This window comes from Algicella marina, assembly GCF_009931615.1.
GTDB classification, from domain to species: Bacteria; Pseudomonadota; Alphaproteobacteria; order Rhodobacterales; family Rhodobacteraceae; genus Algicella; species Algicella marina.
In genome coordinates this window covers 2101762-2113508 of the sequence record NZ_CP046620.1, presented here as the reverse complement: position 1 = coordinate 2113508, position 11747 = coordinate 2101762, and the positions used below count along the sequence as shown (strand labels likewise).

The 11747-nt window shown below is 62.4% G+C and carries 11 protein-coding genes and 1 tRNA gene; 10 read left to right on the top strand and 2 right to left on the bottom strand.

Annotation, left to right across the window (positions count from 1 at the left end; all coding sequences use genetic code 11):
• Nucleotides 1–375: 375 nt before the first annotated feature.
• The 4 genes from GO499_RS10485 to GO499_RS10470 are packed head-to-tail and all read left to right on the top strand — an operon-like array spanning nt 376 to nt 4026.
• Nucleotides 376–684, top strand: a complete 309-nt coding sequence (locus GO499_RS10485; RefSeq protein WP_348520771.1) for a glucose dehydrogenase — start codon at nt 376–378, stop codon at nt 682–684.
• A 22-nt stretch (nt 685–706) separates the two neighbouring features.
• Nucleotides 707–2752 (top strand): pyrroloquinoline quinone-dependent dehydrogenase, encoded by a 2046-nt coding sequence (locus GO499_RS10480; protein WP_161862135.1) that lies wholly within the window; start codon nt 707–709, stop codon nt 2750–2752.
• A gap of 49 nt (nt 2753–2801) precedes the next feature.
• The gene (locus GO499_RS10475) at nt 2802–3158 is read left to right on the top strand and encodes a hypothetical protein (protein ID WP_284154684.1); all 357 of its coding nucleotides are present in this window, start codon (nt 2802–2804) and stop codon (nt 3156–3158) included.
• A 13-nt stretch (nt 3159–3171) separates the two neighbouring features.
• The gene (locus GO499_RS10470) at nt 3172–4026 is read left to right on the top strand and encodes an SDR family oxidoreductase (protein ID WP_161862134.1); all 855 of its coding nucleotides are present in this window, start codon (nt 3172–3174) and stop codon (nt 4024–4026) included.
• A 314-nt stretch (nt 4027–4340) separates the two neighbouring features.
• Here GO499_RS10470 and GO499_RS10465 read toward each other — a convergent pair.
• Nucleotides 4341–4414, bottom strand: a tRNA-Cys gene (locus tag GO499_RS10465).
• A 194-nt stretch (nt 4415–4608) separates the two neighbouring features.
• Here GO499_RS10465 and GO499_RS10460 point away from each other — a divergent pair.
• The 3 genes from GO499_RS10460 to GO499_RS10450 are packed head-to-tail and all read left to right on the top strand — an operon-like array spanning nt 4609 to nt 7520.
• Nucleotides 4609–5262, top strand: coding sequence for a protein-L-isoaspartate O-methyltransferase family protein (locus tag GO499_RS10460; protein ID WP_161862133.1), 654 nt, complete (start codon nt 4609–4611; stop codon nt 5260–5262).
• Nucleotides 5263–5318: 56 nt separating this feature from the next.
• Complete coding sequence (locus GO499_RS10455) at nt 5319–6776, top strand: TolC family outer membrane protein (protein WP_161862132.1); 1458 nt, start codon at nt 5319–5321, stop codon at nt 6774–6776.
• Between the two features lie 45 nt (nt 6777–6821).
• Nucleotides 6822–7520: a hypothetical protein gene (locus GO499_RS10450; protein WP_161862131.1), complete on the top strand. Its 699-nt coding sequence runs from the start codon at nt 6822–6824 to the stop codon at nt 7518–7520.
• A gap of 78 nt (nt 7521–7598) precedes the next feature.
• On the opposite strand, the gene glyA is transcribed toward GO499_RS10450, so the two are convergent.
• Nucleotides 7599–8894 (bottom strand): serine hydroxymethyltransferase, encoded by a 1296-nt coding sequence (glyA, locus tag GO499_RS10445; protein WP_161862130.1) that lies wholly within the window; start codon nt 8892–8894, stop codon nt 7599–7601.
• Nucleotides 8895–9128: 234 nt separating this feature from the next.
• On the opposite strand from glyA, the gene GO499_RS10440 reads away from it, so the two are divergent.
• The 3 genes from GO499_RS10440 to GO499_RS10430 are packed head-to-tail and all read left to right on the top strand — an operon-like array spanning nt 9129 to nt 11697.
• Nucleotides 9129–9893, top strand: coding sequence for an NAD kinase (locus tag GO499_RS10440; protein WP_161862129.1), 765 nt, complete (start codon nt 9129–9131; stop codon nt 9891–9893).
• 53 nt (nt 9894–9946) lie between these two features.
• Nucleotides 9947–11020, top strand: a complete 1074-nt coding sequence (locus tag GO499_RS10435; RefSeq protein ID WP_161862128.1) for an AI-2E family transporter — start codon at nt 9947–9949, stop codon at nt 11018–11020.
• Nucleotides 11017–11697 (top strand): P-loop NTPase family protein, encoded by a 681-nt coding sequence (locus GO499_RS10430; protein ID WP_284154683.1) that lies wholly within the window; start codon nt 11017–11019, stop codon nt 11695–11697. Before GO499_RS10435 ends, GO499_RS10430 begins: the two co-directional genes overlap by 4 nt.
• The last annotated feature ends 50 nt before the right edge of the window (nt 11698–11747 follow it).

The window sequence follows — 11747 nt, the reverse complement described above, 5'->3', positions numbered from 1 at the left end:
TCGCCCCATCGCACCGTCTACCTGCGGCATTTTGTGTCGGAATATGTGGAGCCTTCGCGCCAGAAAATCGTTTCGAGGGCGCGTTGGTCGGGATTGCCGAAACAGACAGCGCTCAAGGGCGCACTCCGGACCGCTTCCGTCGCCGCCTCTGAACAATCCGGTTCGCAACATTCGCGATCATGACATCGGAGGTTTCAAAAAGTTGCCGGAATTTCGGAACTTCGGCGAGGAGCGCATCGTTGCAGAAGTAATCGCGGTGCCCTCCCAACGGTCGGCGCTGCCACAGAGAATCCTTCGAATGCAGTGGAGTGCGCGCCGATGACCAGTAGCCGCCAACATACAACCGAAAGGGTCGTATCCAAAAATTGGGCAGTGATGGTGCTCGGAAGCATATGCCTCGCGCTTGGTGCGACGCTTGCCGCGGGTGGGCTCTGGTTAATCCTGCTGGGGGGCAGTTGGTATTACGGCATAGCTGGCGTCGCGCTCGCGCTTACCGGCGTCTTGCTCCTCCAACAACGAACGCTCGCCGTCTGGCTCTATTTGGCGACCTGGACCGGCACGATCGCATGGGCATTTTGGGAAGTCGGCGCGGATTGGTGGGCACATGTGCCGCGGCTTGTTGCCCCGACGCTGATCCTGCTCCTCATCCTGTCCTGCATTCCGGCCCTGAGACGCAACTCATGAAACGATGCCAAACGGAGGCGCCATGTTCCGCCGCAATCTGATAGCCGTCACCATCCTGACCACCGCTGCCGGACCATTGGCCGCTCAGCAGGATACGCAGCCGCCGGAACCTGCGGGCGAGGAAACCGCGGCCCAGGCGACGACATCGGGACCGCAGCCACAGATGCAAGTCGGCGCGGACTGGCCCTACTACGGAGGCGATGCCAACGCGACCCGCTTCTCGCCACTGGATAAGATCACCCCTGAAAATGTAGCGAATCTTGAACCAGCCTTCACATATGAAACCGGTGACATGCCCGAGGGTCAGGCCGAAGGCATGTATTCTCCGGAAACCACACCGCTGAAGATTGGCAACGATCTTCTGATGTGCTCCGCAATGAATGTGCTGATTTCTATTGACGCCACGTCTGGAGAGGAGAATTGGCGCTTCGATCCCGGCGTGCCGAACGAGGCAATTCCCTATGGAGCAACCTGCCGCGGCGTAACTTATTACATCGATCCTGAAGCGGGCGAAGGCGATGCCTGTGCGACTCGCGTGATTCAGGGCACGCTGGACGCCAAGCTCGTCGCGGTGGACGCCGCTACCGGCACACCGTGCGAGGATTTTGGCGAAAACGGTACCGTCGATCTTTGGAAGGATCTCGGCGAAAGGGTACCGGGCTGGTATGCGGTCACCGCCCCTCCCACATTGGTCCGTGGCATTCTGGTTACGGGTGCGCAGGTCCTCGACGGCCAGGCGGAGGATGCGCCGTCCGGCGTCATCCGTGGTTATGACGCCATCAGCGGGGAACTGGCCTGGGCATGGGATCTGGCCGCGCCAGACCAGAACCGGAACGGCCCACCGGAAGGTGAGGTCTACACCCGGGGCACGCCCAACATGTGGACAACAGGCGTGGCGGACGAGGAACTGGGCTACGTCTACATGCCAATGGGTAACTCGGCGGTTGATTATTATGGATCCAACCGCACACAAGCGGAAAATGAATACGCCACTTCACTGGTGGCACTCGATGCCACGACTGGTGAGGAAGTCTGGCACTTCCAGACAATTCGCAACGATGTCTGGGATTATGACCTCGGCAGTCAATCGACCCTGATTGAATGGCAGGGCACACCTGCAATCCTGCTGCCAACAAAGCAGGGCGACATCTATATCCTCGACCGTGCGACCGGCGAGCCACTGACCCCGGTTGACGAACTCACCGATTTACCGAAGGGAGAGATCGAGCCCGACTACATCGCCGACAGCCAGCCGGTGTCAGCCTGGCACACGCTCCGCAAGGATCCGCTGGAAGAAAAGGACATGTGGGGTTTCAGCCCGATCGATCAGTTGTGGTGCCGCATCCAGTACCGACGGGCGAACTATGACGGCTACCTGACGCCGCCCTCCGCCGACCGGCCATGGATACAGTATCCGGGCTACAATGGCGGTTCGGACTGGGGTTCTGTCGCGGTGGATACTGAGCGTGGCATCATCGTTGCCAACTACAACGACATCCCGAATTACAACCAGCTGATACCGCGGGAGCAGGCGGACGAGATGGGCTTGCTGCCGATCAATGAGGTTGATCAGCGTGCCGGAGCGCCCGAAGGTGCCGGAGATCCGCAGTTGGGGTCGCCTTATGCCATCAACGTCAATGCCGGCTGGCGCAACGATGTAACAGGCATGCCCTGCACCCGGCCGCCTTATGGTGGCATCCGCGCCATCGATCTTGAGACCGGTGAGACGCTGTGGGACCGGCCGCTTGGCACTGCCCGCCGCAACGGTCCGTTCGGCATTCCATCGATGCTTCCCCTCGATATCGGCACGCCCAACAACGGGGGTGCTGTGGTTACCGCCAGCGGCCTGGTGTTCATCGCCGCCGCCACCGATAACCTGTTTAGCGCTATCGACATCGAAACCGGTGAAACACTGTGGTCGGTCAAGCTGCCGGCCGGCGGTCAGGCAAATCCGATCACCTATGAGGCCAATGGCCGCCAATACGTGATGGTGACCGCCATGGGCCACCATTTCATGGAGACCCCGGTCGGTGATGAGGTCATGGCCTGGACACTTCCCGAAGACTGAACCGCAACGCCGGTCCGCCCCGGCGGCTGGCCCGACAAGGATCACGTCAATGTCAAACGAACACGACGACAAACCGAACCTGAAGGACAAGGAAGCAAAGCCCTCAACGGGTCCGGCGATGGTGGATCAGCTGCGGGACGAAATCGATCGTGGCGGCACCGGTGACAAGGTTGCCTTCTTGGATCCCGCAGCCGCGCCACTTGGCACCGACGACGAAGCGGCCGGGCTGCCGCCGGAGCGTGCACGCGCCGCACAGGCGATGGCCACGGAGACGGTGAGAGGCCAGGCCGTGGACACCAAGCCGGGCCCTGCCGACCGTCATGCCAACCACGTGGCACCGCAGACCATTGCGATAGGGGTAGCGGTCGCTGTTCTGGTGATAGCACTCATCTTTTGGCTGACCTGAGGAGGATCGCGCCATGAACCAGTTTTCAAACGACCGCCTGCAGGATCAGCAGCCGGGTGTGGAGGCGGAAATGACGCCGACGCCGGACTTTCGCCCTTTCTATCCTGGCTCAGGCCGGCTTGAAGGCAAAACGGCGATCATTACCGGCGGCGATTCCGGTATCGGCCGCGCCGCCGCTGTGCTGTTCGCCCGCGAAGGTGCCAATGTCGCAATTCTCTACCTCTCCGAGGATGAAATTGAAGACGCCGAGAAGACGCTGGAGCTGATCGAGGCCGAAGGGGGCGCAGGCATCGCAATTCGCGGCGATGTCGGCAACAAGAAATTTTGCAACGATGCTGTGGCACAGGTGATCGAACGGTTTGGCCGCGTCGATATTCTGGTCAACAACGCCGCCGAGCAGCATGCTCAACAGGATTTCGAAAACGTTTCGGAAGACCAGATCGAAGCCACTTTCCGTACCAACATCTTCGGACAGATGTTCATGGTGCAGGCGGTGCTGCCGCACCTGCAGGAGGGGGCAGCAATTGTCGCCACCACCTCGGTTACCGCCTATCGCGGCCAGGATCTGCTGATCGACTACTCCGCCACCAAGGGGGCAATACTTTCCTTTACCCGGGCACTGGCGCACAAGCTCGCCTCGCGTGGCATCCGGGTCAATGCTGTGGCACCCGGGCCGATCTGGACGCCGCTGATCCCGGCCTCGTTTCCGCCGGAAAAGGTGGAGAGCTTCGGAGACTCGAGCACCATGGGCCGCGCCGGCCAGCCAAACGAGGTCGCACCCTCGATCCTGTTCCTTGCCTGTGCCGACAGCTCCTTCATGGCAGGCCACGTGCTGCATCCGGACGGCGGCGCACCAACGGCGGACTGACAGCGCTCGCATGTCGCGACCGGAGCGAGGCAAGTCAGCATGACTGCGGGACGTGACGTCTGGGAGGACTGTGCCCGATACGCATGTAGCAGCCACTACCAGATTGCTGGATGCTGATCTGTCGTTATGCCCGACCGTGCTTCTGATCGGATGGTCAGTGCGCCAAGCGGCTCAGAATATCGAGCGTGCTGCGGGGGCCGGCCCTGATGAAAACGATGAGGTTTGGAGCAAGCCCGACCGAGCAACCCACTGTCTCAAGACGCATACGAAAGGCCTCAGACACGCGAAGGAGTGATGTAAGGGATTGTCTTTATTGGAGGCGAGTACCGGAATCGAACCGGTGTACACGGATTTGCAATCCGCTGCGTAACCACTCCGCCAACTCGCCTCGGCAGCCCGACTTAGGCTCTCCGGGCGGGGTGGTCAATGGCAATCCGCTGCCGGTGCTGGAAAATTCTCCGGCGCCGTCGCGATCAAACACGCGTGTTTGAGACAGTTTGGCTCTGGAAGCACGTTGCCCCGTTGATGCGATTGTGGCAAACGGAACGGACAAGCGCCCGGAGCCCCGAGAGATGAGTGCAGATGATTGATTTTACGTCCGCCCGAACCGCCATGGTCGATTGCCAGATCCGGCCTTCCGATGTGACGCGATACCCGATCATCGCCGCACTGCTCGACATTCCGCGCGAACGCTTCGTGCCGCAGGCCATGAGTTCTGTCGCCTATGCCGGCGAACATATCGGCCTCGCCCCCGGCCGGGTGCTGCTCGATCCACGGGTTTTTGCAAAGATGCTGGATTCTCTGGCCGTCACGCCGTCCGACCTCGTGCTCGATATCGGCAGTGGCCTTGGCTATTCGACGGCGGTGATCGCCCGCCTGGCGGAGGCGGTTGTCGGCGTCGAGGAGGATGCTGGCATGTGCCGCGAGGCCGAAACGCAGCTTGCCGCCATCGGGGCCGACAATGCCGTCATCACCGAGGGGCCGCTGGCCGCCGGCGATCCGGCGCATGGCCCCTACGATGTGATTCTCGTGGAAGGCGGCGTGCAGGAGGTGCCGGCGGAGATTGTCGCGCAGCTCAAGGATGGTGGCCGGATTGCCGCACTTTTCAGCGAAGGCACCTTCGGACAGGCCAAAATAGGCAGAAAAAGTGGTCAAAGGGTAATCTGGAAGGCAGAATTCGACGCGACTGCGCCGGTACTGCCGGGTTTCGAGAGTGAATCCCGGTTTGAGTTCTGAGCAATAGAATGACCACCGCATCAAAGCGGCGGCTTTTAAATGAGGCAAGTTGAGCAATGAAACGCGGTAACACGATCGTGCGATACGTAAGCGTGGCCATCCTGTGCGCAGCCTGCGCCGGGCAGGCCGGTGCTGATACGCTCGCCGACACTCTGGCGAAGGCGTACCAATTGAGTCCCTCGCTGCAGGCGGCGCAGGCTGCACTGCGCGCCCTGGATGAGCAGGTGGGGCAGGCGAAGGCCGGCAAACGGCCGCAGGTGAACATGGAATTCGGGGTTACAACCGGTATCTCCGAACCCCAGAACTCATTTCGCCCGGTGGATCCCACCGACCCTTTCGGTGATCTCGAGGAGTTCGAGCCGAATACGGTTGCCCGCTCCCGCCAGATCAACGCCCGGATCAGCACCACGCTGAACCTGTTCGACGCCGGCCGTACGAAAGCCGCCGTCAACGCGGCGAACGCCAGCGTTTCCGCTGGCCGGGCCAGCCTCAAGAATGCCGAGCAGAACCTGCTGCTGAACGCCGTGACAGCCTTCATGGATGTCCGCCGCGACATCCGGTTCGTTTCGCTGGCCGAGAGCAATGTGTCGGTGCTGGGTCAGCAGGTGCGGGCCGCCCGCGATCGTTTCGAACTCGGGGAAGTCACGCGCACGGATGTCAGCCTTGCGGAGGCACGCCTGGCGCAGGCCCGCGCATCGCTGGCCAGTTTCCGCGGTCAGCTGACCGTCTCGCAGGAACAGTTCCGCGCTGTCGTCGGCGTGCCGCCGGAAAACCTTCAGGCCCCGCCGCCGATCCCGGCGCTGCCGGCCTCGCTGGAACAGGCCATTTCCATCGCCATGCGCGAAAGCCCGGACATGATCGCCATTCGCTTCCGCGAGATCGCGGCGAAATACAATGTCGAGCGGGCCGACGCCAACCGCAAGCTGACACTCGACGCGGGTGCGAGCTTCGGTGTCACCAACTCCGGCAACCTCAACATCTACGACGATCTGGACACCAAGGCATCGGGGCAGTTGTCCCTGACCCTGCGGCGTCAGCTCTATTCCGGCGGGGCGCTGAAATCCGCCATCCGCGAGGCACAGGCCGCGCTGTCGGAGCAGAAGTTCCTCGTGCAGGACACCGCGCGGCTCGTCCAGCGCAACGTCGCATCGGCTTGGGCCGGACTGGATATTGCCCAGGCGTCGATCATCGCCAACCGGCAGCAGGTCGCCGCCGCGCAGGTCACGTTCGACGGTGTGCGGGAGGAAGCCAGGCTCGGCGCACGCACCACGCTTGACGTGCTGGACAGGGAGCAGGAATTGCGCGACGCGCAGGTTCAGCTGGCCTCCTCTATCCGCGACGAATATGTGCGCGCCTACGAACTGCTCGCCTCCATGGGGCTGCTGACGGTCGAGCATCTCAATCTCGGCGTCGAGCAATATGATCCGAACCTGTACTATAATGCGGTCAAAAATGCCCCTCTGAGGACACCGAGGGGCGAGAAACTTGACAAGTTGCTCGAACGATACCGTTAGTATTGTCTGCAACGGTGGGGGCCGAACAGATCGAAAGGGTAATCCGTGAGTGATGATTCATTGGATTCGAACGACGACCGCGTAGACGTGCTCTCATCAATTCGCAGACTCGTGGCGGAAGAGGCTGAATCGCAGGTCATCAAGCTCAGTCCGAGTGACATTACCAGTGGCGCGGACGATGGCGATGCCGATCAGCCGTTCATTCTCGGCGATGCGTTGCGCGTCGATGCCGATGCGCCCGCGGAGCAGGGCGACGACGCAGCGGAGGCCGAAACCACCGCAGAGATTCTCCAACTCGATACCCCGTTGAATGACAACACCGACGCCGCGCCGCAAACGCAGGCGGAACCGGATGCGGAGGATCGTGGCCCCGTCCGCATCGACGGCATTCCCAGCACGGTGATCACCCAGGGCCCGTCCGAGCCCGCGCCGAAGCCGGAAGAGCAGGTGTCCGCCGACGAAGAACCGCTCGTGCTGCATGAGCCCGAACCGGTCGAGCCCGAGCCCGCACATTCGGAGGAGAGTGAGACAACGCAAGCGGCGGTGGCCGACACCGATACCACGGGCGGGAACGCCGGAATGGATGAGGAACAACTCCGCACCATGGTCGCCGAAGTTGTCCGCGCCGAACTTCAGGGCGAGCTGGGCGAGCGGCTGACAGGCAATATCCGCAAGATGGTCCGCCGCGAAGTGCTGCACATCCTCGATCTGACGGGCGCAGACGGCGAAAACCTCATTCGCTGAGGCCCCCGCACAGCGACAGCGGCTGCAAGTTACGACCAGAAAAAAGCGCCAGCCAAACGGCCGGCGCTTTTTCGTTTATCAATGGTTGGGATAGACGGGGAAGCGGTCGCAAAGGCTCTGTACCTTCGCCCGCACTGCCGTTTCCACCTCGGCGTTCCCGTCCTCGCCGTTCGCAGCGAGGCCGTCGACCACTTCCACGATCAGGCGTGCGATCTCGCGGAACTCGTCCTCACCGAAACCGCGCGTGGTGCCGGCGGGGGTGCCCAGGCGGATCCCGCTCGTCACCGTGAACTTCTCCGGATCGAACGGAATACCGTTCTTGTTGCAGGTGATATGCGCCCGGCCCAGCGCCTTTTCCGTGGCATTGCCCTTCACGCCCTTGGGCCGGAGGTCCACCAGCATCACATGGGTGTCGGTGCCACCGGTCACGATGTCCAGCCCGCCCTCGATCAGCGTTTCCGCCAGCGCCTTGGCGTTGACGACCACCTGTTTCTGGTACTCCGCGAACTCCGGCCGCAGTGCTTCGCCGAAGGCCACGGCCTTGCCGGCGATCACATGCATCAACGGTCCACCCTGAAGGCCGGGGAACACGGCGGAGTTGAACTTCTTCGCCAGATCCTCGTCGTTGGTCAGGATCACGCCACCACGCGGGCCACGCAGGGTCTTGTGCGTCGTTGATGTCAGCACATGCACGTGCTCCATCGGGTTGGGATAGACGCCACCGGCGATCAGGCCCGCGAAATGCGCCATGTCGGCCATCAGGTAGGCACCGATCTTGTCCGCGATCTCCCGGAAGCGCTTCATGTCGATGATCCGCGGGATGGCGGAGCCACCGGCGAGGATCAGCTTTGGCTTGTGCTCCAGTGCCATCGCCTCAAGCTGGTCGTAGTCGATATCCTGCGTGTCGCGCCGAACGCCATAGTGCAGGGCATTGAACCACTTGCCGGACATGTTGGGCGGGGCCCCGTGGGTCAGGTGGCCGCCGGAAGCGAGGTCCATGGCCAGATACGTGTCGCCGGGCTTCAACAGCGCAAGGAACACGGCCTGATTGGCCTGGCTGCCGGAATTCGGCTGCACGTTCGCATATCCGGCATCGAACAGCTTGCACAGCCGCTCGATCGCGATCTCTTCCGCGACGTCGACGAACTGGCAGCCGCCGTAGTAGCGACGGCCGGGATAGCCTTCGGCGTACTTGTTCGTCATCACGGAGCCCTGGGCTTCCATGACCGCGGCAGAAACGATGTTTTCCGATGCAATCAGTTCGATTTCGTCGCGTTGGCGGCCGAGTTCGTTACGGATCGCGGCAGCAATGTCCGGGTCCCGGCTCTCCAGCGTTTCCGCAAAGAAGCCGTCATCCCGCATCAAGTCTTTCATGTATCTTCCTCCAGAAGATTCAGCCAATGTTTCTGTCCGGGCGATTGCCGGGAATCCTATTACATTACAAGGGTGCGTTAAACTGCTTTAGCGTCGCATCCGACCAAAGCCTTGGTTTGCCGTGGCTCGTGGATGCGCAAAGGTGTTTTTCCCTTTCCGGATCAGCTTTCAGTTTGCCTCCGGGCGTTCGGTCGCTACGATCCCGCGGCGATACCGATGGAGGAAGCAGGACGAATGTCCTTTGAAAAGATTTGTTTTCTGGCGTCGGGCGCCGAAGTTGCGCAATCCGCACTGACGCGCCTGGCGTCGGCCTATGGCAACGTGCCGCCCGAAGAAAGCGATGTGATCGTGGCACTCGGCGGCGACGGTTTTGTCCTCTCTACCCTTCATGCCACGCAGAAACTGTCCCGTCCTGTCTACGGCATGAACCGCGGCACCGTCGGCTTTCTCATGAACACTTTTGGTGAAAACCGCCTGAGGGAGCGGCTGGCGGCGGCGGAGACTGCGGAGATCAGCCCGTTGCGGATGAAGGCGTGGCAGATCGACGGCGAAACGACAGAGGCGCTGGCCATCAACGAGGTCTCGCTCTTGCGCAGCGGCCCCCAGGCGGCAAAGCTGCGCATCTTCGTCGATGGCAAGGAGCGGATGCGCGAACTCGTCTGCGACGGGGCGCTGGTCTCCACGCCCGCGGGCTCCACCGCCTACAACTATTCCGCCCACGGCCCGATTCTCCCCATCGGGGCGGACATCCTCGCGTTGACGGCAATGGCCGCCTTTCGCCCGCGCCGCTGGCGCGGCGCGCTTCTGCCCAAAAGCGCACTGGTGCGCTTCGACGTGCTCGACCCCGTCAAGCGCCCGGTTTCGGCCAGCGCTGACAGCGGCGACGTGCGCGATGTCACCTCGGTCGAAATCCGCAGCGCCAACGAGATTGTCCACCGTATCCTCTTCGATCCGGGCCACGGGCTGGAGGAACGACTGCTGCGCGAACAGTTCGTCTGACCTTGCAAGCGGCTCCGCCCTGCGCCATTTGAGAGAGGGATCAGGAGACGCACATGGGAATGAACACACAACAGCAGTTACGCTACTGGGGCATCGCCGCCGTCGTCTTCCTCCTGTTCATGTGGGTGATGGGGCAGGCGATCCTGCCCTTCCTTCTTGGTGCCGCCATCGCCTATTTTCTCGACCCGGTCGCCGACTGGATGGAAAGGCACGGAATATCCCGGCTCGCGGCCACGGCGCTGATCACCGCCGGCGTCGTCCTGTTGTTCGCCGCCATACTCTTCTTTGCCATTCCACTTGTCGCGGGACAGATCCGGGATCTGGCCTCCGAGGTTCCGGACTACATCTCCACCCTCCAGACTTTCCTGTCGCAGCGGTTTCCGGGCTTTCTGGAGGAGGGTTCGATCATCCGCCGCGGTCTCGTCTCCATGCAGGACACGATCAAGAACGGCGGCGTCGCCGTCGCCGAGGGCATCCTCAATTCCTCGCTGGTGCTGATCGACATCGTCATCATTCTTGTCGTCGCACCGGTCGTCTCCTTCTACATGCTGCTGGACTGGGACAGGATGACGGCGCGGGTCGATGACCTGATCCCCCGCGAACATCTCGAAACCGTCCGTGACCTTGCCGGAAAGGTGGACAAGGTGCTCAGTGGTTTCGTCCGCGGCCAGCTCTCCGTCTGCGCGGTGCTGGGCATCTTCTACGCGGTGGCACTCGCACTCGTCGGCCTGAAGTTCGGGGTCTTCGTCGGCCTGTTCGCCGGCCTCGTCTCCTTCATCCCCTTCGTCGGCTCGATCACCGGCGGCATCCTGTCCATCGGCCTTGCCGTGGTCCAGTTCTGGAACGACCCGATCTGGATCGCCGCCGTCGCCATCATCTTCGTCGTCGGCCAGTTCTTCGAGGGCAACGTGCTGACGCCGAACATGGTCGGCGGTTCCATCGGCCTGCACCCTGTCTGGCTGATGTTCGCGCTCTCGGCCTTCGGCTCCCTGTTCGGCTTTCCGGGCCTGCTGGTCGCGGTGCCGACAGCCGCAGTGCTCGGCGTCCTTCTGCGCTTCGCCATCGACGAGTACAAGAAAGGCCGTCTCTATCAGGGAACCGTCCAGCGGCCGGACGCGGCTGAATGACAATGCCGGAACAGCTCGTCTTCGATCTCGGTCGCCGGGTCGCGATGGGACGCAGCGATTTCATCGCCTCCAACTGCAATGCGCTGGCGTTGCTTCAGGTCGAGGACTGGCGCAACTGGCCGGAGGGAAAGCTGGTCCTGTCCGGCCCCAAGGGCGCAGGCAAGACACACCTGGCCCACGTCTTTGCCAGCCTGACCGGCGCGGAAGTCGTCGCTGGCGCCGATCTCACCGCGGGTAGCCTGCCGCTGGATGCACCCGCCCTCGTGATCGAGGATCTCGACCAATTGCCGCCAGACAGTGCCGCCGTGGCCGAGGAACAGGCGTTCCACCTCCACAACGCCCTGCGCCAGCGCCGCGCGCCACTCCTGCTCACGGGCCGGACACCGCCGTCGCGCTGGCCGCTCCGGCTGCCCGACCTCGCTTCCCGCCTCATGGCCGCTACTGTCGCCCGGATCGAAGCGCCGGACGACCGTCTGCTGGCTGCCGTGATGCGCAAGCAGTTCCGCGACCGGCAGGTCAATGTGCCCGAGGACGCGCTCGATTACCTTGTCCTGCAGATCGAACGCTCCTTCGCGGCCGCCGAGGAGATGGTGGCGCGGCTCGATGCGGCCGCCCTTCGTGACGGGAGGGATGTCACCAAGCGTTTTGCAGCGGAATTCCTCCGCAAATCCGCGTGAAACCCGGCTTTCCTGCACATCAACGTGCCGTTGTCATATAACTGTTTCTT

What these genes read in the sequence shown, in the direction of transcription:
- GO499_RS10455 (WP_161862132.1), top strand. Translation starts at nt 5,319, where the DNA reads ATGAAACGCGGTAACACGATCGTGCGATACGTAAGCGTGGCCATCCTG.
- glyA (WP_161862130.1), bottom strand. Translation starts at nt 8,894, where the DNA reads ATGAAAGACTTGATGCGGGATGACGGCTTCTTTGCGGAAACGCTGGAG.
- GO499_RS10485 (WP_348520771.1), top strand. Translation starts at nt 376, where the DNA reads ATGGTGCTCGGAAGCATATGCCTCGCGCTTGGTGCGACGCTTGCCGCG.
- GO499_RS10440 (WP_161862129.1), top strand. Translation starts at nt 9,129, where the DNA reads ATGTCCTTTGAAAAGATTTGTTTTCTGGCGTCGGGCGCCGAAGTTGCG.
- GO499_RS10475 (WP_284154684.1), top strand. Translation starts at nt 2,802, where the DNA reads ATGTCAAACGAACACGACGACAAACCGAACCTGAAGGACAAGGAAGCA.
- GO499_RS10470 (WP_161862134.1), top strand. Translation starts at nt 3,172, where the DNA reads ATGAACCAGTTTTCAAACGACCGCCTGCAGGATCAGCAGCCGGGTGTG.
- GO499_RS10435 (WP_161862128.1), top strand. Translation starts at nt 9,947, where the DNA reads ATGGGAATGAACACACAACAGCAGTTACGCTACTGGGGCATCGCCGCC.
- GO499_RS10480 (WP_161862135.1), top strand. Translation starts at nt 707, where the DNA reads ATGTTCCGCCGCAATCTGATAGCCGTCACCATCCTGACCACCGCTGCC.
- GO499_RS10460 (WP_161862133.1), top strand. Translation starts at nt 4,609, where the DNA reads ATGATTGATTTTACGTCCGCCCGAACCGCCATGGTCGATTGCCAGATC.
- GO499_RS10430 (WP_284154683.1), top strand. Translation starts at nt 11,017, where the DNA reads ATGACAATGCCGGAACAGCTCGTCTTCGATCTCGGTCGCCGGGTCGCG.